24 protein-coding genes are annotated in these 25,558 nt (G+C 51.6%); 4 read left to right on the top strand and 20 right to left on the bottom strand.

Features of this window, described 5'->3' with window-relative positions; translation table 11 throughout:
- Positions 1-6 precede the first annotated feature (6 nt).
- The 5 genes from ACO064_RS01460 to ACO064_RS01440 form a co-directional block, all read right to left on the bottom strand.
- Positions 7-879, bottom strand: coding sequence for a carbon-nitrogen hydrolase (locus ACO064_RS01460; RefSeq protein ID WP_421825650.1), 873 nt, complete (start codon positions 877-879; stop codon positions 7-9).
- A 17-nt stretch (positions 880-896) separates the two neighbouring features.
- Complete coding sequence (locus ACO064_RS01455; RefSeq protein ID WP_421825649.1) at positions 897-1,919, bottom strand: glycosyltransferase family 9 protein; 1,023 nt, start codon at positions 1,917-1,919, stop codon at positions 897-899.
- 69 nt (positions 1,920-1,988) lie between these two features.
- Positions 1,989-3,020, bottom strand: coding sequence for a DUF4249 domain-containing protein (locus ACO064_RS01450; RefSeq protein ID WP_421825648.1), 1,032 nt, complete (start codon positions 3,018-3,020; stop codon positions 1,989-1,991).
- Between the two features lie 69 nt (positions 3,021-3,089).
- Positions 3,090-5,492: a TonB-dependent receptor gene (locus ACO064_RS01445; RefSeq protein WP_421825647.1), complete on the bottom strand. Its 2,403-nt coding sequence runs from the start codon at positions 5,490-5,492 to the stop codon at positions 3,090-3,092.
- 114 nt (positions 5,493-5,606) lie between these two features.
- Positions 5,607-7,301, bottom strand: coding sequence for a helix-hairpin-helix domain-containing protein (locus tag ACO064_RS01440; RefSeq protein ID WP_421825646.1), 1,695 nt, complete (start codon positions 7,299-7,301; stop codon positions 5,607-5,609).
- 143 nt (positions 7,302-7,444) lie between these two features.
- On the opposite strand from ACO064_RS01440, the gene ACO064_RS01435 reads away from it, so the two are divergent.
- Positions 7,445-7,729 carry a 2TM domain-containing protein gene (locus ACO064_RS01435; protein WP_421825645.1) on the top strand — a complete coding sequence of 95 codons (285 nt, stop codon included), beginning with the start codon at positions 7,445-7,447 and terminating at the stop codon, positions 7,727-7,729.
- 4 nt (positions 7,730-7,733) lie between these two features.
- Here the strand turns inward: ACO064_RS01435 and ACO064_RS01430 are convergent, their stop codons facing one another.
- The gene (locus ACO064_RS01430; protein ID WP_421825644.1) at positions 7,734-8,528 is read right to left on the bottom strand and encodes a thymidylate synthase; all 795 of its coding nucleotides are present in this window, start codon (positions 8,526-8,528) and stop codon (positions 7,734-7,736) included.
- A 162-nt stretch (positions 8,529-8,690) separates the two neighbouring features.
- Positions 8,691-9,107, bottom strand: a complete 417-nt coding sequence (locus ACO064_RS01425) for an OsmC family protein (RefSeq protein ID WP_421825643.1) — start codon at positions 9,105-9,107, stop codon at positions 8,691-8,693.
- 135 nt (positions 9,108-9,242) lie between these two features.
- Between ACO064_RS01425 and ACO064_RS01420 the strand changes: the two genes are divergently transcribed.
- Positions 9,243-9,578 (top strand): hypothetical protein, encoded by a 336-nt coding sequence (locus ACO064_RS01420; protein WP_114409507.1) that lies wholly within the window; start codon positions 9,243-9,245, stop codon positions 9,576-9,578.
- On the opposite strand, the gene ACO064_RS01415 is transcribed toward ACO064_RS01420, so the two are convergent.
- From ACO064_RS01415 to ACO064_RS01355, 13 genes are all read right to left on the bottom strand, one after another.
- Positions 9,575-10,144, bottom strand: a complete 570-nt coding sequence (locus ACO064_RS01415) for a precorrin-2 dehydrogenase/sirohydrochlorin ferrochelatase family protein (RefSeq protein WP_421825642.1) — start codon at positions 10,142-10,144, stop codon at positions 9,575-9,577. The two genes, ACO064_RS01420 and ACO064_RS01415, sit on opposite strands and share 4 nt — an antisense overlap.
- 130 nt (positions 10,145-10,274) lie before the next feature.
- Positions 10,275-11,024 carry a uroporphyrinogen-III C-methyltransferase gene (cobA, locus tag ACO064_RS01410; protein WP_421825641.1) on the bottom strand — a complete coding sequence of 250 codons (750 nt, stop codon included), beginning with the start codon at positions 11,022-11,024 and terminating at the stop codon, positions 10,275-10,277.
- A 70-nt stretch (positions 11,025-11,094) separates the two neighbouring features.
- Positions 11,095-13,284, bottom strand: a complete 2,190-nt coding sequence (locus ACO064_RS01405; protein WP_421825640.1) for a nitrite reductase — start codon at positions 13,282-13,284, stop codon at positions 11,095-11,097.
- Positions 13,285-13,498: 214 nt separating this feature from the next.
- On the bottom strand, positions 13,499-14,752 hold the full coding sequence (locus ACO064_RS01400; protein ID WP_421825639.1) for a sulfate adenylyltransferase subunit 1: 1,254 nt from the start codon (positions 14,750-14,752) through the stop codon (positions 13,499-13,501).
- 1 nt (position 14,753) lies between these two features.
- Positions 14,754-15,152, bottom strand: coding sequence for a DUF86 domain-containing protein (locus ACO064_RS01395; RefSeq protein ID WP_421825638.1), 399 nt, complete (start codon positions 15,150-15,152; stop codon positions 14,754-14,756).
- Between the two features lie 31 nt (positions 15,153-15,183).
- Positions 15,184-15,471: a nucleotidyltransferase family protein gene (locus ACO064_RS01390; protein ID WP_421825637.1), complete on the bottom strand. Its 288-nt coding sequence runs from the start codon at positions 15,469-15,471 to the stop codon at positions 15,184-15,186.
- A 17-nt stretch (positions 15,472-15,488) separates the two neighbouring features.
- A complete protein-coding gene (cysD, locus tag ACO064_RS01385) occupies positions 15,489-16,406 on the bottom strand; it encodes a sulfate adenylyltransferase subunit CysD (RefSeq protein WP_421830975.1) in 918 nt (305 codons plus the stop codon).
- A gap of 85 nt (positions 16,407-16,491) precedes the next feature.
- The gene (locus ACO064_RS01380) at positions 16,492-17,205 is read right to left on the bottom strand and encodes a phosphoadenylyl-sulfate reductase (protein ID WP_421825636.1); all 714 of its coding nucleotides are present in this window, start codon (positions 17,203-17,205) and stop codon (positions 16,492-16,494) included.
- A 66-nt stretch (positions 17,206-17,271) separates the two neighbouring features.
- The gene (locus tag ACO064_RS01375) at positions 17,272-18,375 is read right to left on the bottom strand and encodes a Gfo/Idh/MocA family protein (RefSeq protein WP_421825635.1); all 1,104 of its coding nucleotides are present in this window, start codon (positions 18,373-18,375) and stop codon (positions 17,272-17,274) included.
- A gap of 300 nt (positions 18,376-18,675) precedes the next feature.
- Positions 18,676-18,852, bottom strand: coding sequence for a UPF0175 family protein (locus tag ACO064_RS01370; RefSeq protein WP_421825634.1), 177 nt, complete (start codon positions 18,850-18,852; stop codon positions 18,676-18,678).
- 104 nt (positions 18,853-18,956) lie between these two features.
- Positions 18,957-20,150, bottom strand: a complete 1,194-nt coding sequence (locus ACO064_RS01365) for a trans-sulfuration enzyme family protein (RefSeq protein WP_421825633.1) — start codon at positions 20,148-20,150, stop codon at positions 18,957-18,959.
- Between the two features lie 95 nt (positions 20,151-20,245).
- Complete coding sequence (locus ACO064_RS01360) at positions 20,246-21,304, bottom strand: sulfite exporter TauE/SafE family protein (protein ID WP_421825632.1); 1,059 nt, start codon at positions 21,302-21,304, stop codon at positions 20,246-20,248.
- A 131-nt stretch (positions 21,305-21,435) separates the two neighbouring features.
- Positions 21,436-22,611 (bottom strand): S8 family serine peptidase, encoded by a 1,176-nt coding sequence (locus ACO064_RS01355; RefSeq protein ID WP_421825631.1) that lies wholly within the window; start codon positions 22,609-22,611, stop codon positions 21,436-21,438.
- A 207-nt stretch (positions 22,612-22,818) separates the two neighbouring features.
- Here ACO064_RS01355 and ACO064_RS01350 point away from each other — a divergent pair, with 207 nt between their 5' ends.
- Together ACO064_RS01350 and ACO064_RS01345 are read left to right on the top strand one after the other, a co-directional pair.
- Positions 22,819-23,892 (top strand): plastocyanin/azurin family copper-binding protein, encoded by a 1,074-nt coding sequence (locus tag ACO064_RS01350; RefSeq protein WP_421825630.1) that lies wholly within the window; start codon positions 22,819-22,821, stop codon positions 23,890-23,892.
- Positions 23,889-25,460 (top strand): PQQ-dependent sugar dehydrogenase, encoded by a 1,572-nt coding sequence (locus tag ACO064_RS01345; RefSeq protein ID WP_421825629.1) that lies wholly within the window; start codon positions 23,889-23,891, stop codon positions 25,458-25,460. The genes ACO064_RS01350 and ACO064_RS01345 overlap by 4 nt, the downstream gene beginning before the upstream one ends.
- Positions 25,461-25,558: the final 98 nt, after the last annotated feature.

Here is a 25,558-nt window from a genome sequence, read left to right as displayed (position 1 = left end):
GGTTGGTCATTCGTCCAAATAGCGTTTCGTGATGGGTTGGTACGAATCGATTCGCCGGTCACGGAAATAGGGCCAGGTTGTACGGTATTTGTCGGTTAAACTCAAATCAATTTCCTGAACGTGAGTGACTTCTCCTTCATGAGGAGCCAGATACAGCAGGGTGCCGTGGGGATTGGCCACAAACGACCCTCCCCAGAATTTCTGGCCCCCTTCCTGCCCGACCCGGTTCACCGAAACCACATGAACCCCGTTGGCAATGGCGTGGCTGCGCTGAATGGTTTGCCAGGCGCTGTATTGTTCCTCATCTACCTTGGGATCGGTTTCTTCCGTATCCCAGCCGATGGCGGTGGGGTAAAACAGGATTTCGGCACCCATCAGCGACGTAATGCGGGCCGGTTCCGGATACCACTGATCCCAGCAAATCAGGACACCGATTTTGGCGTACTTCGTTTCAAACACCTTGTAGCCCAGATCGCCGGGGGTGAAGTAAAACTTTTCATAATAACCGGGGTCGTCGGGAATGTGCATTTTGCGGTATTTGCCCAGATACGTGCCGTCGGCATCCAGGACGGCGGTTGTGTTGTGGTACAAACCGGCGGCCCGTTTTTCAAATAACGACGCAATGACAACGGTATTGGTTTCCCGCGCAATTTCTCCCAGCCGTTCGGTGGTGGGGCCGGGGATGGCTTCGGCCAGACTGAAATTGTGGTGATCTTCCACGTCGCAGAAATACAGCGAGCGGAATAATTCCTGCAGACACACGATTTGTGCGCCTTTGGCGGCTGCTTCCCGAATGCCGGCGATGGCTTTTTCGAGATTAGCGTCCAGGTCGGCCGAGCAGGCCATCTGCACCAGGCCAATGTTTACTTTTTTTGACATGTGATGATTCAATGGGATTAACGTTCCGGGCCGGTTCTTCGCGTGGAAGGCCCGGGGCCCCGTTTCAGTTCTTTCAGGTCAAAATCGAACCGCAGTTCGTTCATGCAGTTGAAATGACCCTTCGGACACTGGTCGTAGCCTATTTTAGAACAAGGACGACAGGGCAACAGTTTGTTTTCGAGCGAAACAAAATTGGTTTTGTAGGGGTACATGCCCAGTTGTGGCGTGGTGTTGCCCCAGATCGCGTAGATTTTTTTTCGGAAGGCGGCCGCAATGTGCATCAATCCCGTATCGTGGCTAAAAACCAGCGCCGACTGCTGGAGAATCGAAGCCGACTGGTTCAGGTTGTATTTTCCGCAGGCGTTGTAAATTAGTTTGTCGCCCAAAGCCTGACGGACTTCTTCGCCCGCGGCAGCGTCTTCTTTCCCCCCCAGCAATACCATCGGGTAATTGATTTTTCGGCACAATTCAATCATGCGCGCCACCGGGAGTTTTTTGGTACTGTGCTGACCACCAATGGCATAGGCGACAAATCCCCGGCGGTGGGTGATGGGAAACCATTCCGGTTCGACGATGTCTTTGTAAGGAATGAAGTAATCCAGACCTTTTCCGTCGTTGACCACGCCGAATGACTCCGTTGTTTTCAAATACCGGTCGACAATGTGGAGGGGGGGCATGGTGTTCAATTTGAACCGAACATAGAGCCATTTCTCCCAGTTCAGCTTATCGAAACTACGCGACGGAACGGCTAGCCGCAGTTTGATGATGCGGGTGCGGAGGTTGTTGTGCAGGTCGATGATGTAATCATACTTCTCGGTTCGGAGCTGGCGGATGAGGTCGTTCAGGTTTCCATCCAGGTAGATTCCTTTGTCGACATACGGATTGGATTCGATGAGGGGCTGGAAGGATCGCTTGGTGCAATAGTGGATTTCGGCACCCGGAACCTGTTGTTTCAGGCAACGTATAACCGGCGTCGTCAGCACGATGTCGCCGATGGACGAAAACCGGATAATCAGAAACTTGGCAGGGGTGGTACGCATTGCCGCCAAATTTACAATATGGCCGGGAGATATTTGAAGGAAAGGTGTAAAACCTGTGCGAATGGGAAGCTACTGATCCCAGAAACGCGGTTTGTTGGGGGTTCGGTAGATGCTGTTTTCACAGGCAAGGCAGGGCGCCAGGTTATCGAGCAGGACATTCTTGCCGTTTGGAACACCGATGGCATCTTTCGAACGATCGACTTTCAACGCCATAACGCTAACCCCGGCAGCCCCAAAATACCCGTAAACGACTTCACCTGGATTACTGGTGCATTTAATATTTCCGCCGACGGCGGCCGGAGCCGCATCAAATAAACCGCCGGTGTTGTTGACCAGTTTTTTGACACTGTTGAAAAACTGATAAGCCCCCGGACTGATCGATTGCTGCTCCACTTCCATGTAATACATACCGCGCGACGTAAACGGGACACTCATAATGTATTGACGGCTAATGGCTTTGCCATTGATGGCCGCGTCGGAACTGATGTTGATGCAGTTGCTGTAGCACTGGTTAATGTCCCAGCAATCCGTGCAGCAGGGTAACCCAAGGTAGTACCCCTCCGAATTGATGTTGGGACTCAACAGACAGGCTGCCGTAAATTCGTAATTTTTCCAGACCCAACGGTAATAATCGCCGGTTGTTTCCGGGTCTTTGGTGTCCAGATAAACCGCCCAGGTGTTCCGTTTGTCGTTTTCGAAGGAGGCCGTATTATACTGGTATTCGTAACGCAGTTGGCTGATCGGCGGGGCGGTTTTCAATACTTCCAGAGAAGATTCATACTGTTTTCCGTCGGAAGTGCGGATGGCGATTTTATACGAACGACCTGCGGTGCCCCGGATGCCGGTTGCCGCAGTTTGGTAATAACCTGCGCTGACTTCCCTCAATACTTCCCGATTCCCGGCATTGTCGGACAGCGTAACGGTGGCACCACTCACGAGCAGATTCAAACCCGAATAGGTGTAGTCGGCGGTTTGGGTGAGGTTGACGGCATAAGGCCCCGGCTGGTCGGTGATCAATCCTTCCACCACCAACGCCCGCCCGATGGATTGGGTATCCGGCTGATAGGGACTGATGCACGAACTGACCAGACCCAAAATCAAGAAGACGAAGGGGAAAGAGCAAAACCGCAGTAAAGAAAAAACAGTAGTAGTCAGGCTTTTCATAACGAATCAGAACTTGAAATTGTAGGTCAGCGACGGGAAGGCCGATCCGAACACCGACAATTTGTAGCCATCGGACAGCGACGCTGAATTGACCTTGAAGAATACCGAATAGGCATTCTTGCGGGCGTAAACGTTGTAGATCGAAAAGACCCAGCTCCGTTCCCACCGCCGTTTTTTGGCTGGATTCTGGTTGAACTCGACGGCAAAATCCAGCCGGTGATAATCAGGAATCCGCTGCTGGTTTCGGTTTATATAAATGGGAACGACGATGCCGTTGACACGGGCCCGGGCGTAGGGTTGGGTCACGGGCCGGCCGGTGCTGTACGTGAAATTAAACGACACATTCACCCGGCTGTTGGGCCGAAAGGTCGTCATCGCATTCAACGTGTGCGGTTTGTCGAAGTTGGTGGGATATTCGAGACCATTATTCACCCGTTCTTCCGGGAAAGGCCCGTTGATGGTGTATAACGACCGGGAGTAGGTGTAACTGACCCAGCCGATCCAGTGACCTTTGTTTTTGCGGAGTTGGGTTTCCAGCCCATAGGCCCGGCCTGTTCCCTGCAACAGCTCGGTTTCGGGGGTTGGATTGAGCACCAATTCTGCTCCATCCTTGAAATCGATGGCGTTTTGCAACGTTTTGTAATACACTTCCGCCGACGCTTCAAACGCATTTCCGGCCGTGTTTTTGAAATAGCCCACCGACCATTGGTCGGCAATTTGGGGCTTCACAAACGAATCGCTCAACTTCCAGCGCGAGACGGGCAGCGCGGCTGTCGTATTGGTAATCAGGTGGATGTATTGCCGCAGGCGGTTGTAACCCGCTTTAATGGACTGACCTTCGGCCACGGTCCAGCGCAATGCCAGACGAGGTTCGATGCCGCCTGCCTGGTGATAAATCTGTCCTTTGGCGTGGGCGGTGGAAGACGTTGTCGTTTCGGGTTCGCGGGGAACGCCCTCCTGATAAATGGGAACGCTGGCCGGTCCCCGGTTCAGCAGTTGGGAATAGCGAATCCCGCCCAGAATGGAAAAGGCTTCATTCACTTTCCATTCATCCTGGGCATAAACCGCCAGTTCATACGCCCGTTCGATGGGCATCGCTTTCGGCAGCACGTTCGATTGAAAACCGGGGACGAGTTTGTTGGGCTGGAGGTAATAATCGATCAGGCTGATGCCGCCCTGCAACTGGTGGTTGGGCGTGGCGGCATAACTCAGGTCGGCTTTCAGTTGGCGGTGCAAAATTTCCGAGGTGAGCCGGAACGCATTGGCCGGATCGGGAGCCGACGTTTCGGGGCGGTACTGGCTGTAGATGGCGGTCGTGGTCAGATTGAAACGGTCGTTGATGAAGTAGTTCCATTTCAGCGTTCCATTGACGGTTCGGTATTCAAAAACCGTGGAGGACGCATTGACTTCTACGGTCGAAAGGGAATCGGACGCCAGTTTGAATTCGTCGTGGCTCGCATATCCTGTGAACGTAACGGTGTGTTTTTCATTGGGTTGAAATTTTAATTTGGTCGTTACATCGTAGAAATTCGCTTTCGTTTCCCGAATGCTGCGGGGCATGAGCTTAAACAGAAAGTCATTGAACGACGCCCGCCCGGCCAGCAGAAAGGACAGTTTTTTGTTAAACAACGGTCCCTCAAGGCCTAAACGACTGGCAACGATCCCGATCCCGCCGTTCACGGTTAGTTTATCGATCTCCGGTTCTTTCACCCGAATGTCGAGCACCGAAGCCGCCCGCCCGCCCATACTCGGCGCAATACCGCCCCGGTTGAGCGTAACGTCGCGGACAATATCGGGATTGAACACCGAGAAAAAACCCATCAGATGGCTCGAATTGAAAATCGGCGCGTCGTCCATCAACACCAGATTCTGGTCGGTGCTGCCCCCCCGAACGTTGATGCCGGGAGCCCCTTCGCCCACGGTGGTGACGCCCGGCAGCAGCAGCAGACTCCGCACCACGTCGGCTTCCCCCATAAAAGCCGGAATGCGCTTGATGGTTTTGATGGACATCTGCGTGACGCCCAACTCTACTTTCTTTACATTTCGGTCGGGCGCTTCGGTTGTGACGGTTACTTCTTCCAGATCTTTGGAGTCGTCTTCCAGCAAAATTTCCGTCAGAACCGTCTTATTCAGGACAATGGTGTGCGTTTGTGGCCGAAAACCGATGTGGGTAAATTTGACGTTATAGGTGCCGCCGGGGAGGGGAATGACGAAAAAACCGTCGCGACTCGTGTTAACGCCCCGGCGGTTTTCGGTAATAAAAACCGTGACGCCCTGAATGGGCTTTTTGGTGATTGCGTCGCGAACGTAGCCCGTGAGGGAATGATTGGAGGGGTCGGTTTTGGGCTGGGCTGCCGCAGCAAACAGGATAAGCCAACTGCACACAAAGGTGAAGTAGAAAAATCGCATGTAGGTCAGGTTGTAAAATTGGTTTCGTTTTGTAAAGATCAAATAATGAATAGTAAATAACGAATAAACTTAGGATTAAAATTACATTCGTTATTTGATCGTTACCGAAACCGGCTACTGACGCCTTCTTTTCTGCAAATGCACTTCTATTTCATTTAAACTGAGGGCATTAAACGTCATGCTTTTGGTTAAACCGCCTTTTCGGGCAACCGCGACGCCATAGTGCATGTCGTGAAAACCGGGCATTTCGTGCGCATCAGGATTGATGCTCAGCATAACGCCCTGATTCACGGCATACTGAATCCAGCGCCAGTCGAGATCGAGCCGCCAGGGGCTGGCGTTGATTTCGATCACGACGCCGTGTTGAGCGCAGGCATCGATGACGGCTTTGTAGTCGATGGGATAGCCCGCACGCGCCAGCAACAAACGACCCGTCGGGTGTCCCAGAATCGTTGTGTAAGGATTTTGAATGGCGTTGATCAGCCGGGCCGTCGCTTTTTCGCTGGTCATCGACAGATTGGAGTGCACCGATGCCACGACGTAATCGAACGTGGCTAGCAGGTCGTCGCTGTAATCCAGCGAACCATCACCCAAAATATCGGATTCGATCCCTTTCAGAATTTTAAACGAACCGCCGAACTGCGCATTCAGCCGGTCGATTTCTTCGTGCTGTTGCTGCACACGGTACGGTTCCAGCCCTTTGGCATACGTGGCCGATTGGGAGTGGTCGGCGATGCCGAAATACGAAAATCCCAGCTCCCGGCAGTAGGTCGCCATCTGTTCGAGCGAGTGTTTGCCGTCAGAATAGGTGCTGTGGTTGTGGAGAATACCGCGCAGCGCGTCCCAGGTTACAAGGTCGCCGGGCGAGTGGGTTTGCGCCCAGTCGAACTCAAAACCGCCCTCACGCATTTCCGGCACGATAAAGGGCAGTCCGGCCCGTTCATATACTGCTTCTTCGACTTCGGCCGGGAACGCCCGGCTGGTTTGTAACAACGTTCGGCCCGATGTGCCGGTGGTCGTCAGGTGTTTTTCGGCTGCCGAATGCGTCAGTAACTGGTTTTCAAACCGGCCGGACGGGGTGGTAATGATCTCAATCTGAACGTCGTAACCGCTCGCTTGCCCCCGCCAGATGAAAGGCGAAGAGTCGATTTCGTTCTGTTCGAGATAGGAGAGGGAATTTAGATATTCAAAAGCGGCAATCGAATCGGGAGTACTGACAACATATTGAACGGTGTCGACCTCCTCGCTTTTTCGGCGGATTTGCCCGGCCACTTCCACGCGGCTGAACTCCTTTTCAAATACATCCAGCAGCATGTTCGACAAGGCTTCGGCTTTGTCCATACGGAGTTTGCCGGACTGGTTTTCCAGAAAAGCCAGTGATTCGAGAATGGCCTGCTGTGTTTTTTCGCCGAACCCTTTGATTTTGGCAATTTCACCACTTTCGCAGGCCAGCCGCAGATCCCGGATGGTGTCGATTCCGAAGTCGCGCCAGATAACCCGGATTTTTTTGGCACCGATGCCTTTGATCCGAAACATTTCCAGCACGCCTTCGGGGGTTTGGGCCAGCAGATCGTCGAGGTCCTGGAGCCGTCCGGTTTCGATAATCTGCAATACTTTTCCGGCTACAGATTTACCAACGCCCGGCAACTTGAGCAGTTCCGGAAACGACATTTTGGTGAGGTCATCACTGATCTTGTCGAGGTTGAAAGCGGCTGCCTGAAACGACCGGGTTTTGAACGCATCCACGTCGTGAAGTTCCATCAGTTTGGCCGTCAGTTCCAGAATATCGATAATTTCGGTGTTGGTCATGGTGTCGGATAAAGGGCGGTTTTTGTTACCAGGATTTCAAATAGGGTTTCTTATAGTCCCGCTGCAAAAGAAAGTTGGCCTAACGCATGGATTATGGGTTGAATCTCACTAACTTAATTCTCCCAACACTCGTAGACCCCTTCATGGACACACGCGACCCTCATCTTTGGAAGCAGGCTAAAGCCCGTGCCGGCTTTAAAATGCATCTGCGGACTTATCTGTTTGTCAATGTTGTTCTTTGGCTGATCTGGCTGGTTATCTTTTTGGTTTTTCGGGAGAAATGGGGCACCTACCCGTGGCCTATCTGGACCACACTGGGCTGGGGAATCGGCTTAATCTCCCATTATTTCAGCGTTTACCACGGTTTTAACGAAAAAAACCTGGCTGAACGTGAATATGAAAAACTCAAACGGACCCACGGCCTGTAGTCCGTTAAACCGCTACCGGTGCTTTGATGGCCGGATACGGATCGTAGTTTTCCAGCTTGAAGTCTTCGTATTTGAAATCGAAGATCGACTTCACCGCCGGATTCAGTTTCATCACCGGTAAATCGCGTGGTTCGCGGGAAAGCTGCATCTTAACCTGATCCAGGTGGTTGAGATACAGGTGGGTATCACCGCCCGTCCAAATGAATTCGTGCGCTTCGTAGCCACATTCCTGCGCCATCATCATGGTGAGCAGCGCATAGGAAGCAATGTTAAACGGAACCCCCAGAAATACATCGGCACTGCGTTGGTATAACTGGCAGGATAGTTGATTTTCAGCGACATAGAACTGAAACAACGCATGGCAGGGCGGTAAGGCCATGTTGGGAACGTCGGCTGGATTCCAGGCCGAGACGATCATCCGGCGCGAGTCGGGGCGGTATTTCAGTTGCTTCAGAACATCCTGCAATTGATCGATAAGCTGGCCGTTCGGTGCTTCCCAACTTCGCCATTGTTTGCCGTATACCGGGCCCAGTTCGCCATTTTCATCGGCCCATTCGTCCCAGATCTTTACCCCGTGTTCGGTCAGGTACCCGATGTTCGTGTCGCCCTTGATAAACCACAGCAATTCATGAATAATCGACTTCAAATGTATTTTTTTCGTCGTAACGAGCGGAAAACCTTCCTGTAAATCAAACCGCATCTGGTGTCCAAAAACGCTGAGTGTTCCCGTTCCGGTTCGGTCGGTTTTACGGGTGCCGTTGGCCAGAATATGCTGGAGCAGGTCGTGGTATTGTTTCATAATGCCAAAATAAAAAAAGGCTTTCGGGTTAAAAAGCCTTTCGGGAGATAAAAGATTCCGGACAAAAGAGGTGAGACAGGAGAAAAAAGACAAAGCGTTCGAAATCTGATTACTTACGTCCGGTTTTTCTCACATCTCTTGTCTATCCTCTCTCGTCTATTTTTATTTTTCAATCGTCAGCGAATACGTGATGCTAGCCGTCGGACGAAGCTGGGCCGTCGCCGAACAGTATTTGTCCATCGACAGATCGATGGCCCGGCGCGCCTTGTCTTCATCCAGCTCGCCTTTCAGGATGTAGTGCAAATGGATGGACTGAAAAGGTGCGGGCGTCACATCGGCGGGCCGTTGTCCTTCGACGGTTATACGAAAATCCTCGATTATTTGGCGCTGTTTTTTCAAAATCAGAATGACGTCGATGGCACTGCAGCCGGCCAGCCCCATCAGCAACATCTCCATCGGCCGCGCTCCGGCGTTGTGCCCGCCGATGTCGACGGCACCGTCGATGTGAATGGGAACATCAGAAACCCCGGTTGCTTCAAAGTGGAATGCATCATCAACGCGATTCAACTCCACTTTCATGGTTTTTACTTTGGGAGATTGGATATTTGATTGCTCACTTGGCATGGTTTTTTCGTTAGTGGTATACGGACCCGTTACAAAATTGCTTGTTTCTTATAAATTACGTAATTTCACTCGAATAAATTCCTGACAATCATGTCGGACCGACTCTTTGATTTAAAAAACGACCGGCGGTTCAGCGTTTACCTATACCGCGCCGGGTTCGGTTTTTGGCTGCTTTACATTGTGATGGGGGCCCGTTTTATGCACGATTTGGTGGCGTACCGGACGGATTGTGCGGTGTTCTCTTTCTTCCTGATGGTGCTTGCCCTTTCGGCCTCAATGTATTATGATTACTACCATCACCCGGCCGAGTTTGAGCAGAAAAAGAAGTGGTTGATTGCGATGTATCTGGTTCTGGCCGGGTTGATCTACGTCTTTATTTTACGGAAAGAACCACTCAATCTGGCAGAATTGCTACCCCGGTTTTAGGATTTCATCACCTTTGTAATCTCGTTCAACCGCTCCATTTTGTGTTGAAAATCACCCTTTAGGCGGTTTCGGATCGCTTGCAGGTTGTCGAGGGTTTCCTGCAGGGAGTCCGGCAAGATGTCCTCCAGCACTTCCCGAAACCGCTTGGCAAAGGTCGGCGATTTCCCATTGGTCGAGATGGCAATTTTTAAATCTCCTTTCTTAACGACCGAACTCAGGTAAAAATCGCACAAATCGGGCGTATCGGCCACATTGACGAGAATCCGGCGACTTTTGCAATCGGTTTGAACCTGAATATTAACGGCTTTATCATTCGTGGCTACGATGACTAAATCGTTGTTATCCAGATAGTTGATTGTGTAGGCGTCGTAGATCAGGTGAAGATTGGCGTGTTGTTCGGCCAGAGCTACAATTTCCTGCCGGATTTCGGGCGAAACCAGTGTAACCGGCGCGTTGGGGGCATTGGAGAGGAGCGCCGTCACTTTTTCCAGCCCCACATAACCGCCACCCACCACCAGTGTTTGCAGATTCTCAATCTTCAGGAAAATGGGGAAGAGCGTGTTCATGGATGGGGAGAAAAGCAAAAAAAGCTGTAACGCAACCCACTTTTATATTCAGTATTTATCATTTTACATTTTAAATTATCTTTTAATAATAAATGTAGAATGATAAATACTAAATGTAAAAGTAATTGGATCAGTGGCTCGCAATAGCCTGCTGTAAATCAGCCAACTGCAACTCCCGCAATCGCGCTACTTCACCAACGACGATGATGGCCGGGGAGCTGATTTTTGAGCTAGCCACTTGCTCCACAATGGTCGAAACCGTTCCGACAACCACCTGTTCTTCCGTGAGTGAACCGTTTTGGATGATGGCAACCGGCAATTCGGCTTTGCCACAGTTGCCAAAAACCGTCATGATTTCGGCCAGCTTGTGCATACCCATCAGAATGACGACAGTTGCCGTCGATTGGGCGGCAAGGTGCAGATCCTGAGAAAGTTGTCCGGTTTTGGTCGTACCGGTGACCACCCAGAAACTCTCGCTGACACCCCGCGTAGTGAGCGGAATACCCGCCAGTGCCGGCACGGCGTAACTGCTCGACAAACCCGGAATCACGTCGGTTTCGATGCCGAATTGCCGGGCATATTCCATCTCCTCATACCCGCGCCCGAAAATGAACGAATCGCCCCCTTTCAGCCGAACAACATGACCGTAATTCTGGGCATAATGCACGATCAGCGGGTTAATTTCTTCCTGCGTACACGAGTATTCGTTCAAACGTTTGCCAACGTACACTTTCAGCGCATCCGGCTTGCAATAGTCCAGTAAATCGGGGTGTACCAACGCATCGTACATGACCACATCGGCCTGTTGCAACGCCTTCACCCCCTTCAAAGTTATCAAATCCGGATCACCCGGACCCGCACCTACCAACGTTAATTTCATTTGAAATAAGTTAAGAGTGATGCGTTAAGGGGCGGCTCCGTCTTAATTCTTAACGCTTCACTCATCATTCTTAGCTGTCTTTCGCAATAACCAGTTCCCGCAGTTGCGGCAGGCCGTCCTGTTCAATTTGGCGTTCGCGGTACGCTTTCACGTTCTCGATAAAAGACTCAGCCTGGGCAATGAACGACTGTGCGAATTCCTCCGTCGGTTCATTTTTATTGATGCTGAATACCAGGGCTTTGAAGCCACCTTCTTCGGTATGAAAACCGGATTCGCCGATGAAGTTTTTGTCGAAATCGCTGACGACACCGTGCTGGGTATTGGTGTTGATTTCTTTCGTCATCAAACTGCCTTTGGCCCCCGTAATGAACACGTTGTAGGCGTGGTAGATGGCATCGGCCCAGCGGCTTTCGCGGAAGGCTTCATTGGCCCAGCCCAGTTTTTCGGCGGCTTCGGTCAGGGTCGTGGCCACGAGGTCGATCATGACACTCGCGCACTCGCCGATTCCGATTTCGGTCACAAACTGTTCGGTATGATCCCAGTCCGTATAGTCTTCCTGCGACAGGGTTTTCAGATCAGCCAGCGGTTTCAGTAACGTGTAAAAGTAATTTTTACCCTGACGGGCATAATAGTCGCTGTAGTATTCGCCTTCGAATCCGTTGGTTTCGTAATCGTTCAGCAAAATCCGGAGTCCGTCGGGGCCGCGTTTGGTCGGGATTTTAACGACTTTATCGCCAAAAAGCCCTTCGCCCTTGCCATTGAAACCACCGCCGAGCAATACCTGCAAGGCTGGAATGACGTAAGCACCGTTTTTGACTGAGCTGCTGTGGAAACCGATGTTGGCCACCGAATGCTGTCCACAACCGTTCATGCAGCCCGAAATCTTGATTTTGATGTCGCTGTTGTAAATCAGATCGGGAAATTCGGCGGTCATCATTTTTTCGAGTACCCGCGTAATCCCATAGCTGCTCGAAATGGCGAGGTTGCAGGTGTCGGTTCCGGGACAGGTGGTGATGTCGGCGGTTGAGTCAAAACCGGGTGTTGCCAGTCCGAGCGTATCCAGCCCGGCATACAGAGCGGGCAGGTTTTCGGGACTCACGAACCGCAGCAGATACCCCTGATTGACAGTCACGCGAATGTCGTCACCGGCATATTGTTTCACCAGAGACGCCAGAGCGCGGGCTTTGTCGGAATGCATGTCACCCAACAAAACGCGCAACTGTACCGCGTACCAGCCTTTTTGTTTCTGCTCGAAAACGTTGGTTTTTAACCAAGCCTGATACGGCGCGTCGGGTTCGCCCGGCGACCCCGTTGTAATCCCGATGCTCTCTGTCGCGGATTTTAAATCCGAAGCAGACGTAAGTCCAGATTGCAAATCTGGACCAGCAAGCCCACCCAGATCGGTATTGATTGCATACGTTTTGTTCTTCAACGCCAGCCGTTCTTCTTCCACCCGGCGTAGAAATTCTTCCAGACCAATGTCCTGCAACAGGAATTTCATCCGGGCTTTGTGCCGCCGGGTCCGTTCGCCGTAGCGGTCGAAAACGCGGATACAACCTTCAATAAACGGAATGATTTTGTCTTCTTCCAGAAATTCAAATGCGGTTTCGGCCATGTAAGGCTGCGCGCCCAAACCGCCACCGACCATGACCTTAAAGCCCCGTTTGCCTTCTTCATCGATGCGCGGCACCAGGCCGACGTCGTGCATATAGCCGTAAGCGGCATCTTTCTCGCTCGATGACAGGGCAATTTTAAACTTCCGGCCCATTTCCTGGCAAATCGGGTTGCGGAGCAAATAGTCGAAAATGGAGTAGGCGTAGGGCGTGATGTCGAACGGTTCTTCAGGGTCGATGCCCGCTTTGGCCGAACCGGTCACATTCCGGACGGTGTTGCCACAGGCTTCCCGCAGCGTAATTTTGGCATCTTCGAGGTCCGACCAAAGTTGGGGCGTGTCGGCCAGTTTGACAAAGTGCAACTGGATGTCCTGCCGCGTGGTTGCGTGCAGGTTTCCGGTTGCGTATTTGTCGGAAATATCGGCAATTCGAATTAACTGATCCGCTGTGATGCGTCCGTAAGGCAACTTGATCCGGATCATTTGCACCCCCGGCTGGCGTTGGCCATACACCCCGCGCCCCAGACGAAATTTTCGAAAGTTTTCTTCGGCCATATCGCCGGAAGCAAAACTGCCAATTTTTTCCTGTAGAACCAGAATATCGCGTTTTGCGGCTGCGCTGACGTTATCGGTGAATTGAACGGACATGATTTATTGCTTTAGTGAGATAGTCGATAGAATTAAAAGACTAATATTCTGAATAAAAGGCCGGAAGCTATTCCGGCACTTTTATGTATGGTTTACATACAAATGTACTCATTTATCAGTTCCTGTCCCGTCGTAAACAGGCCTACTTTTTATTATTGGTCATTCCCTGCGGTTATAGGTAGATCGATTCCGCGATCAACGGTTTGCGCATCGCTTACGCCACTTCCCCCTGCAACATCAACGCACCCACAGTAACGTTCGAGGTTTCATCGATCAGGATTGCGCCACCATTGACCCGGTTTTTGCCATACGGATCAAAACTGACCGGTTTTGCCGTTTTCAGAATGACGCGGGCAATGTCGTTCAGTTTCAGGCTTTCCACGTCTTCGATTTCTTCATAGGTGTTGACGTTCAATTGATACACAATCTCGCGCACCGCACAACGCGTCCGGAACGTACCGTGCTGGAGCGTGTATTTGCTGCCTACTTTCAGCGGTTTGGCATCCATCCAGCACAGCAGCGCTTCGACGTTCTGGCTCACAATCGGCTGGTTGTCCGACTTCACGATGAGATTGCCACGGCTTACATCCACATCATCGGCCAGATGCAGCACAACCGACATCGGTGCAAAGGCTTCGTCGTAATGGGTTTCGGCAATTTCAATGGCGTCGATGGTGGAGGTTTCGCCGGTCGGCAAAACCGTTACGGCGTCGCCTTTGCGGAAAATACCGCTGGTAATTTTGCCGGCATACCCGCGGTAATCGTGCAGTTCGGCGGTTTGTGGCCGGATTACGTATTGAACGGGAAACCGGGCATCGGTCAGGTTTTCATCCTGATCGAGTACGACGGTTTCGAGGTGGCTGAGTAACGGTTCGCCTTCATACCACGGCATATTGGCCGACTTATCGACCACATTATCACCGTTTAACGCACTCAGGGGAATATAGGTCACCTCGCCAACGTTCAGCTTTTGCGCCAGTTCGTTGTAGTGGATGCAGATGTTGGAGTAGACATCCTGCGAATACCCAACCAGATCCATTTTGTTGATGGCCACCACGAGGTGCGGAATGCCCAGCATGGACGCAATCAGCGAGTGCCGACGCGTCTGTTCCACCACGCCGTGACGGGCATCGACCAGCACCACCGCCAGTTGACAGTTGGAAGCCCCCGTCACCATGTTGCGGGTATACTGAATATGGCCCGGCGCATCGACGATGATGAACTTGCGTTTCGTGGTCTGAAAATACCGGTATGCTACATCGATGGTGATGCCCTGTTCCCGTTCCGAGCGCAAACCATCGGTCAGTAAAGCCAGGTCGATTTCACCATCATCGCGGCTTTTGCTGGCGCGTTCGATGGCTTCCATCTGGTCGGCCAGAATGGATTTTGAATCGTATAACAGGCGGCCGATCAGCGTGCTTTTGCCGTCGTCGACGCTACCTGCGGTAATAAATCTGAGTAAGTCCATGTTAGACAATTGTATCGAAATCAATGTGTTTGTAATAGCGGCTTTCCTTTGAGAGTTGGTATTCAGCCGGATCAAATACCTTTTTTAGCAACAGGTCCCGTATTATTTGCTCGATCTGTTGCTTTAATTGAGGCAATCGAACCTGAATCGTCTCAAAAACAATCAGTTTGTCAACCCCAATGTAATCATGTGCGATGATGTTGCGAAATGCTCTGATTTGTTGCCAGGGAACATCTTCATTGATTTGCTTTGTCTCTTCACTGAACCGGTTCGCTTGTTCGCCGATGTGAAGTAATTGAAGCAGACTGGCGTTAAAATCTTTTTGGTCATCGGCTTCAAAGAAATCAAACGGGTCGGTGTATGCACTCGCGTAAAGTTTGATTTTTCCGATGGCTTCCAAAATTCGAAGACAATAGACCAGATCGTTGTTACTACCGGGTCGCATATTTTACGTCTTTCATTGCCCTATGAAGAATAATGGGCTCAGCATATCGCTTCAGCATGACATCAATGGGAATGTGTAGATCACCCTGCAAGGTATTTTTTAACTCAATCAATTGTTGATAGGGAATGTCATCCTCAACAATTACATCAATATCCTGAAAACTCTCCCCTCGGGCAAATGAGCCAAAAACCCCAATTCGACCTAAACCAAACCGGTCAAAAATTTGATTGGTACGCAAATACATTTGAAATGATTGAAAGTCAAATGGTTGCATAGTTTTGTATTTTACGCTTAAAAATACCCACCCTTTTTCCGGTCTTCCATCGCGGCTTCCGACACCTGATCGTCGATCCGGGTTTCGCCCCGTTCGCTGATGCGGGTGGCCTGAATTTCGGCAATGGCGGCTTCCAGCGTATCGGCGTCAGATTCAACCGCTGCCGTACAGGAAATATCGCCAACAGTCCGGAAACGAACCCGCCGGGTCACAATCTGATCCGTTTCTTCGGTTTGAATCACGCCTTTGGCCGTCGCCAGCAGCTTGCCATCGCGCAGAATCAACTCGCGTTCGTGGGCAAAATAAATGCTCGGCAAGTCGATTTTCTCCCGCTTGATGTAGTTCCAGACGTCCAGTTCGGTCCAGTTCGAGATTGGGAACACCCGCACATTTTCACCTTTGTGAATCTTGCCGTTGTAAATGTTCCACAATTCCGGCCGCTGGAGCTTGGGGTCCCAGGAACCAAATTCATCACGGACGGAAAAGACGCGTTCTTTGGCGCGGGCCTTTTCTTCGTCGCGCCGGGCCCCACCGATGCAGGCATCGAACTCAAATTCTTCGATGGTGTCGAGCAGGGTAAACGTTTGCAGGGCATTCCGGCTGGCGTTCCGGCCCGTCGGTTCTTTCAGTTTCTTTTCCCGGATGGTATCTTCCACATAGCGAACAATCAACTTTTCGCCCAGACTTTCGGCCAGCCAATCCCGGAAATCGAGGGCTTCCTGAAAGTTGTGACCGGTGTCGATGTGAACCAGGGGAAACGGGAATTTGCCGGGGCGGAAGGCTTTGAGGGCCAGATGCACCAGCGTGATGGAATCCTTTCCACCCGAAAACAACAGCGCAGGCCGCTCAAACTGGCCGGCCACTTCACGCATAATCTGAATCGCTTCCGATTCAAGTTGATCTAAATAATCAAGTTTGTAAGTACTCATTTTTATCTCTGATTCCCTCTGATGTTCTCTGATAAACTCTGTGTAACAATTAAAAAGTTATTACACAGAGTTTATCAGAGAACATCAGAGGTTATTTTGCGTGTAAACCACATTCCTTTTTCGAATTATCTTCCCACCACCAGCGACCGGCCCGGAAGTCTTCGCCTTCCTGAATGGCGCGGGTGCAGGGCTGGCAACCAATCGACACGAAACCCCGGTCGTGAAGCGGATTGTACGGCACATTGTGCTGGCGCACATAAGCTTTCACTTCGTCAAACGACCAGTTCATCAGCGGGTGAAACTTGATCAACTGATGGGCCTCATCGGCTTCCAGTTGCGTCATCGTCTGGCGGTTTTGCGACTGTTCGGCGCGAATACCGGTCACCCAGATTTTGTTGCCTTTCAGTGCCCGGTTCAGCGGTTCCACCTTTCGGATAAAACAGCATTCTTTCCGGTTTTCGACCGATTCGTAGAAACTGAACGGTCCTTTTTCGTTCAGCAGTTTCTCCACCGATTCGCCTTTCGGGAAGTAGGCTTCAATTTTGGTATCGTACCGGCTGTTGGTTTTCTGCCAAACCTGATACGTTTCATTGAACATTCGGCCGGTATCCAGCGAAAAAATCCGGATGGGCAGGTTATTAGCCAGGATCATGTCCGTAATCACCTGGTCTTCGTAGCCCAGACTGGATGAAAAAACCACCTGGCCGGGAAATAATTCGGCCAGCGTTTGCAGGCTTTCAACTTCGCTCTTGCCCGCCAGGCGTTCCGCCAGGCTGTCGATTGTATAGGAAGGTTCCGCGATCATATTTACCGACGGATTGCGCGGGTCACCCCGTTTGGTCCGCAAAATTTATAGTAAGCTATAGTTATCCTATTTTAAGGCGATGGGTTTGCCTCCTTCTTTGGCCGAGCGACGTGCTGCATCCAGAATTTCCATCACAATCATGTTCACTTGCAACGATGACAAATCATCGACGGATTTAGTTTCACCCCGCACCACCTGCGCCAGATAGTCGAACGGATCGGTAACCGGCGCATCGGTTTTGGCCGCTTCCGCCGTTTGTTCGGTTTTGTCTTCCTTCAGCCGAACCCGCATTCGCGTACCGTCGAGCGTAAACACATACCCGGTTTCGCCGTAGACTTCCATGTCCTTGCGACTGAACGGCCAGTTCCAAGACGCCTGAATAACGACCTGCGTTTTGGGATAGGTCAGCACAATGGTCGCATCGTCGTCCACCTTGGGGTACACATCCGGTTTGATCTGCAAGGTAACGGCACTGACGGTCGTCGGTCGTTCCCCTTTCAGCAACCAGGTCGCCAGATTGGCGCCGTAGCACCCGAAATCGAACAAGGCCCCGGCGCCGTTGGTAACCGGATCGGTCAGCCAGGCCACAAATTCCTTGTTCATCCGGCTGGGGCCATCGTGGCCGTCGTGTACGACAATCCGGCGGATCGGGCCGATGGCGCCGTCTTTTACGGCAATCTGGTACGCTTTGTGATTGCTGCCATACCAGGTGGTTTCGTAGTTGGTCAACAGATGAATCTTGTGCTTTTTGGCTAGTGCTTCCATCTGCCGGGCCTGATCGATGCTGACCGCCAGCGGTTTTTCCACCATCACGTGAATGCCGCGTGGGGCACAGAGTTTTACGACGTTGATGTGGTTGCTGATCTCGTTGAAGGCCGTTACCGCATCCGGTTTGGTTTTGTCCAGCATTTCCTCCACCGTCGAATAGACCAGGCTCATCGGTAAACCGTACCGTTGCATATACCGCTCGGCAACTTCCCGGTTGGGTTCGGCAATGCCAACCACCTCAATATCCGGGTCGCCGGTTTTTTTCGCCCTGTTCAAAATCCAGCCGACGTGCGAATGCACCAAACCCACCACCCCAACGCGGAGCGGTTTTTTGGTGGTCTGGGCGCTACTTTGTGAGCTTAAAGTCATCACAAACAGAAAGAAGACTAGTGAAATTCGCATGTTATTCTCCGGCTTCTTCAAGAATCAATTCATATAAATTACTCTTTTAACGTAAACTGTGAGATTGTTGACCCCGGAGGGGTGCGATGTTAATAGCAAATGGGTATTTCAAGAGCTTCAGGCGTGCCGGAGGTACGCAACTAAGCCTATATCGCGTACCTCCGGCACGCCAGGAACTCTTGAAATACCCATTTGCTATTAACATTACGTGCCGCTGGCACTTAAAAAACTGATAGGCAAGGGCATCATCTCATAGTTCGCGTTGTCTTGATAAATAGTTTTACAGCGCATATCGTGCCATCAATATCCAAGCGCATTTTTGATTTCCAGTTCTAAATCCTTCACAGAATAATTAAAGACACTAAACCCAAACCGTCCCATAATCTCTATAAAGGATCGTTTACTGATGCCAACAATATCAGCCGCTTGCCCGAGCGATACCTTGCCTTTTTCGTGCAATTGACCAGCAAAAAGCATTTTAGCTTCAAATTCTTCTATACAAGACTATCGGGCAGATTAATCGTTAGCGTTTTCATCGTTCAGTTATTTAAACGTATAACTCGAAACTCAACTGCAAAAATTCATTGCGCTGCCGATTGCAGCACTTCCGCCGACTTTCGAACCGCCTGTTCAAAATCTTCCACCAGATCATCTGCGTCTTCCAGACCGACCGACACTCGAATCAAACCTTCCGTAATGCCCAAAGCGGCTTTTTCGTCCGGTTTTAGTTTGGAATGCGTCGTCGTAAATGGATTCGTCACAATCGTCCGTGTATCCCCTAAGTTAGAAGAAAGTGAGGCAATTTTCAAGGATTCAAACAGGGACTTCACGCGTTCAAAACCGCCTTCTACCTCAAACGTGACGATGGCACCACCGGCTTCCATCTGCCGTTTCGCCAGTTCATACTGCGGATGGGAGGGCAGGAAGGGGTATTTCACGGCATGGACGTCCGGGTGTTGCTCCAGGGCCTGTGCCAGTTTCAGGGCGTTGGCACAATGACGATCCATCCGAAGCTCCAGCGTTTCCAGGCTTTTCGACAGCGTCCAGGCGTTGAACGGGGACATCGACGGGCCGGTATGCCGCGCAAAAAACCGGATTGGCGCGATCAATTCTTCCGAGCCGACGATAACGCCACCCAGCACACGTCCCTGCCCATCCATGTATTTGGTGGCAGAATGAACCGAGAGGTCGGCACCGAGATCGAGGGGCGCTTGCAGAATCGGTGTGGCAAAACAGTTGTCGACGTTCAGAATAAAACCGTATTTCTTTTTCAAACGAACCAGCATTTCCAGATCGACTAGTTCCAGACCGGGATTCGAGGGCGTTTCCAGGTACACCATTTTGGTGTTGGGCTGAATGGCCGCTTCCCAGTCTGCTTCTGATGCGTCGGCGTCTACATAGGTGTAGGTGATGCCCCACTTCACCAGAATCTGCGAAATGATCTGGTGTGCCGAGCCGAACAACGCCCGGCAGGCCACGATGTGATCCCCCGATTTCAGCAAAGCCGCCATACTGGCAAAAACCGCAGCCATACCGGTTGCCGTCGCAATGCCGGCTTCGGCGTTCTCAAGCATACACACCTTATCGACAAATTCCGTTACGTTGGGGTTCGAGAAGCGGGAGTAAATGTTCCCTTCTTCGGTTTCCTCAAACAAGGCTTTTCCCTGCTCCGCGCTTTCAAACGTGAAACTGGAAGTCAAAAACAAAGGCGTCGAATGTTCGCGGTATTGCGATTTCTTCGTCTGGATCCGAATGGCTTTCGTTTGTCTTTTCATGAATGGAAATGTAGACAAGGGAGTTGAGACAAGAGAGTAAAGAAATTGCAGGGGTAGATTTGCGTCTTTCTTCTCTTGTCTATCCTCTTATCTCTCTAGAATAATACTGTAAAAATATTCCGCAAACTTACGATTATTACGACAACGCCGACCATAATCATCATGGCTTTTATCGGCAAACGGGTCGAAAGGAGGGCGGCAATGGGGGCGGCAATCATACCGCCGAGGATCAGACCGATGATGATTTGCCAGTGCGTCAGACCGATGAGGGTAACAAATGTGAGTGAACTGGATAACGAAATGAAAAATTCGGCCAGATTGACCGACCCAATCGTGTAACGCGGATGCCGTCCGCTGGCAATCAAAGTGGAGGAAACGATAGGCCCCCAGCCTCCGCCACCGATGGCGTCCATGGTTCCGCCAAACCAGGCCAGCAACCCGATTTTTTTGATGGGCTTTTTCTTGATGCGTTTCGCCAGGGCTTTCTGGATGATCAATACGCCCAAAACGGCCGTGTAAACCGCAACCGCCGGTTTGATATACACCGAATATTGTTCCAGCGACACCAGCAGATAGGCACCCATGCAGGCACCGATGACACCGGGAATCAGGACGGCTTTGAAGAGTTTGCTGTTGACATTCCCAAACCGCAGGTGCATATAACCCGAAACTCCGCTGGTAAAAATCTCGGAACTGTGAACGCTGGCGCTGACAGCCGCCGGACTCACACCCACGGTCAGCAGGAGCGTCGAAGCCGTTACGCCGTAAGCCATCCCCAGCGCTCCGTCGATCATCTGGGCTATAAAACCGCCCGCCAGATAATACCAGAAATCATTGTTGAGTTCAAGAGAGTCCATGACCAGCGTCAGCCGGTCGAGCGTGAGGTAACTGAACAGCAGATGCCCGACAATCATCAGGGCCAATGCCGACGAAATATAAATGGCAATCTCGGTCCGGTTGCGTCGGCGAAGCAGGATAGAACGTGGAGGAACGTCGGGAATCAGGTCAATTTCGGATTCCGGAAACGCCTGACGCAAAGCTTTCACCTGCTCAGCCGCCGATTCCCCCTGAACCGTAATTTTCAATCCATTTAAGTTCAGCCCGACGGGGGGAGAGGCTTCTGGCGAAGAGTCGGAGGCTGAGATTGATTGCATAGGTAATTAGCTATATATAGTTAGTAGAGAATTCTTCTCATGAAAAACGGCATCAAGAAATGCCGCCGTAAAAATCGAATTTGAGTGCAAAGGTGGGCAATAGGTTGGATTAAAACAAGAAACACCCCCGATTATTCACCCCCGGCAATTGGATCTGGGGTTCCGTCCGGATCATTCTTGACAAAGCCGTTGGTCGGAATGGTGCGCCCCCGGATGAGCAGCAAACCGGCCACGTGCGGAGACGCCATCGAGGTGCCGGAAAGGGAAGCATATCGCCCGTTTAAATACGTTGACGTGATTCGAACACCATAGGCACAGATGTCGACCGTCGGGCCAAAATTGGAGAACGAAGCAAAATTGCCGCTTTGATCCATGGCCGAAACCGTGAAGACATTGGCGTGATTGACATTGGCCGGTGCGTATTTCTCGGCGGATTCTCCTTCGTTCCCCGCGGCAATCGCGAATAGAATTCCTTTGTCAGCAGCCTGTTTAATAACCCGTTCGAGACTCGCCGATGTCCCTTCGCCACCGATGCTGATGTTGACGACATCGCCCGCTTTGCCATTGGTATTGACGTAAGAAACCGCCTGAACCAGTGCCGACAATTTGCCTTCGCCTTCATTGTCCAGCACCCGCAGGGCCACCAGCGTGGCGCCCGAAGCAACACCGGTTACGCCTATATTATTGTTCAGCGCACCGATAATGCCGGCAATGTGGGTTCCGTGGCCATTCTCATCATCGGCGGTTTTGCCGGTCAGAAACGATTGGCTCCGGCCCGTGTCGACATTCAGGTCGGGATGATCCAGATCGATACCCGTGTCGAGAATCCAGGCGGTTTTGTCGGGATTCAGATCGCCCCGTCCGTAGCCGGTTTGCTTTACATTCCAGGTTAAGGTGGAGGTGACGGCCACATCGACGCAACTACAAATAGAGATAATCCGGTCAGGTTCAACCAATTCGACGGAGGGGTCGGCTTTCAGCGTTTCAGCTTCGGCTGCACTCACATGCGCCAGAAAACCGGTCGATTCGCCGGAAAATAACACCTGTGCATTCGGATCGTTCAGGCCGTGGCGGGTCAGAAGTTGTTGAACGGCGGCTCCAACCCGCGCATTCGGCGCAACCGGTAAGTTCTCCGTGGATTTGTACGTTACAATATACGAACCGGCAATGGCCTGCCCGTTGGTGACGGATGACTGAACCAGGCAGTCGCCCGCTGGCCCAATGGCGTCCTGATCAGACTGACAACCGATTAATAGAGTAAGAATTGCGACATTGACAGAACAAGTCGATAAAAATGTCCACCGCATACGAATTGATTTCTAAGAAAGCCGGGAAATGAAAAAAGTAGCGGTAGATCGATAAGATTCATGTAGTTACAGTGAAAAGACCTCATTAATTAACGAATGGAAAAATCGAAAATTGTACCCGGTTTCATGCGGTTGCGATTTTGCAAAAATGAAACCAGATTAGTAGAAAAAGCCGTTAATTTGCTTTTTTTCCTATACTTTTCCCTCATGAGAAAATACGCAGCTGTAGTGCTTTTCGTTGCACTTTGCGGCCTAAAAATTCCGGTAGCCCTTGCTCAGGATACAACCTTGACAATTCGGGCCATCGAAGGCCTGAAGTACGATGTTCCGCGTTTTGTGGTGCGCCCCGGCACCCGGGTCCATCTGACCCTCGATAATTACGACGACATGGCTCACAACCTGGTGGTTACGCTGCCCAATTCGCGGTTGCGGGTGGTCAATACGTCGCTGGCTCTCGGCGATCAGGCCGTCAAACTCAATTATGTTCCCCGCACGCCGGATGTGGTGGCGCACACGGCAACGGTCGAACCGGGCAAATCGGAAAAAATCAGCTTTGTGCTGTCACAGGATGGGATTTACTCCTACGTCTGCACCTATCCCGGCCACGGTTTTGTGATGTATGGCGTCATTTACGTCACCCGTCGGCCCGCAACGGTTCCCCCGCTGGACAAAGATCCCAACGTAGCGGCCAACCGCAAAGACGATATGGCTGGTCATGCCGGACACATGCCCGACCATCCGTACGACCTGAAATACCCGGCGGTGTATCGCACCTTCATGCCCGACTCCGGCCCCGCGTCGATTGCCGTCGGACTAACGCCCAAACAGGCGTATTGCTGGGATGCCGGAGCTTGCCGGTTGCGCTACGCCTGGACGGGAGGGTTCATCGACCAAAGCGACCACTGGGATGGGAACGGTAAAAAACCGACGCACGTGGTCGGCGACGTCTATTTTCGGGATCAGGGCGGTTTCCCGATCCGCTTTGGTACCGCCGACCGGCTGCCGGAAGTGCATTTTAAAGGCTACAAACTCATCAACCGCTACCCGGAATTTCGGTACACCGTGAATGGAATCGAAGTTCGGGAGATGATCAAACCGTTGCCGACGGGGCGGGGATTGGTGCGGCATTTCAGTCTGGGGGCGGTTTCCGGACCGGTTTATTTTGCCTGTAAACCCGGCGACGGCGTCAAATACCGTCCGTCGGTGGGCAAAATTCAGGACGGCATGGTGCGCCTGCCGGTCGGAACGAGGAACTTCACGATAACGATGACTGCGGAATGAAAACGACTATTATGAGTTTGCTAGGAACACGGTCGGGGCGACGCTCGCTGACACGGATTGGACGGATTAAACGGATTTTAATTTGTCTGTTTTTATCCGTTCTATCCGTATCATCTGCGTTCCCATCAAAAAACTTCCCCGCCGATACGATTACGGATTATTACGAGGTGGAAACCATTCAGATGCCCAAAGGGCTGACGGCAGAAACGGATGGTCTGGCGATTATGCCCGATGGCCGGATTGTCGCGGGGTTTCACCGGGGGGAAATCATGATGTATAACCCCAAAACGAAAACCTGGAAGCTGTTTGCCGAAGGGATTCATGATCCGCTGGGGATTATGGCCATCAGCAACAACGAGATTCTGGTGATGCAACGCCCGGAACTGACCCGCATCAAAGATACCAACGGCGACGGCGTGGCGGATGAATACCTGACTGTGACCGATGATTTTGGGCTGTCTGGCAATTACCACGAATTTGCCTTTGGTCCCGTCAAAGACAAACAGGGAAATCTGTTCATTGCCCTGAATTGTGCGTCGAACGGAGCCGGAATTTTCCCGGAAGTACGCGGGAAACTGGACACCCTGGGCCGACCGGGCCGGATGTATTCGGCGGTACCATACCGGGGCTGGATCATGAAACTGACACCCGACGGAAAACTGCACCCGTATGCCAGCGGTTTTCGGTCGCCCAACAGCATCGGGTTTGATGCCAATGGGAATCTGTTTGCTTCTGATAATCAGGGTGATTGGTTGGGAACAAGCAAGCTGTATCACGTTCAGGAAGGAAAACACTATGGCCATCCGGCGAGCCTGTTGTGGAAAGAAGGATTTCCACATCTTACGCCCAGCAAATTGCCGGTCAAAATGCTGGACAGCCTCAGGACGGTCGAGAGTGTGGCTTTTCCCCACAGCCGGATCGCGGATTCTCCGACGCAGCCAGTGCTGGACAATACCGGTGGCAAGTTTGGGCCGTTTGTCGGGAAAATGCTGGTTGGCGAGATGAATCATCCGTATCTGGTTCGGCTGATGCTCGAAACCGTCGATGGGCATATTCAGGGTGCCTGTGCGCCGTTTCTGGTCGGAAGTGGCTTGCGGAAAGGAAATAACCGGCTGGCTTTTGCGGCCGATGGCAGCCTGTGGATTGGCCAGACCGACCACGGCTGGGCGGGCGACCGGGGCATTCAGCACGTTCGCTGGAAGGGGAAAGTGCCGCTCGAACTGGCCGACATGAAACTGACGCCGACCGGTTTTGCGCTGACGTTCACGCAGCCACTCGATGCTGCCACGGCGAAGCAAGTCGCTAATTTTCAGTTCAAGCGCTATTATTACGAATACCATGAAGCCTACGGCTCCAAGCAGTTCGACCTACAGCCCGTGGCGGTTTCGAATGCCGAACTCTCGGCCGATGGGAAAACCGTGACGCTGAAACTGGCGGAACTCAAAGCCGGGTACATCTACGAACTCGAACTGGGCAAACTCCGCTCTACCACCCAGCAGAACCTTCTGAATCACCTGGTTTGCTACACCCTCAACCGACTTCAGAGAAATACGCAGGCGAATCCATAAGAAAATCCTACTTTTGCGGTATTGAGTTATTACACAGAGTTTATCAAAGGAAATCAGAGAAAAACTCTGTGTATCTCTGATTTCCTCTGATAAACTCT

This window comes from Larkinella sp. (assembly GCF_965227735.1).
Lineage (GTDB): Bacteria > Bacteroidota > Bacteroidia > Cytophagales > Spirosomataceae > Larkinella.
The sequence above is the reverse complement of the archived record's forward strand: the minus strand, read 5'-3'. Positions and strand labels throughout refer to the sequence as shown.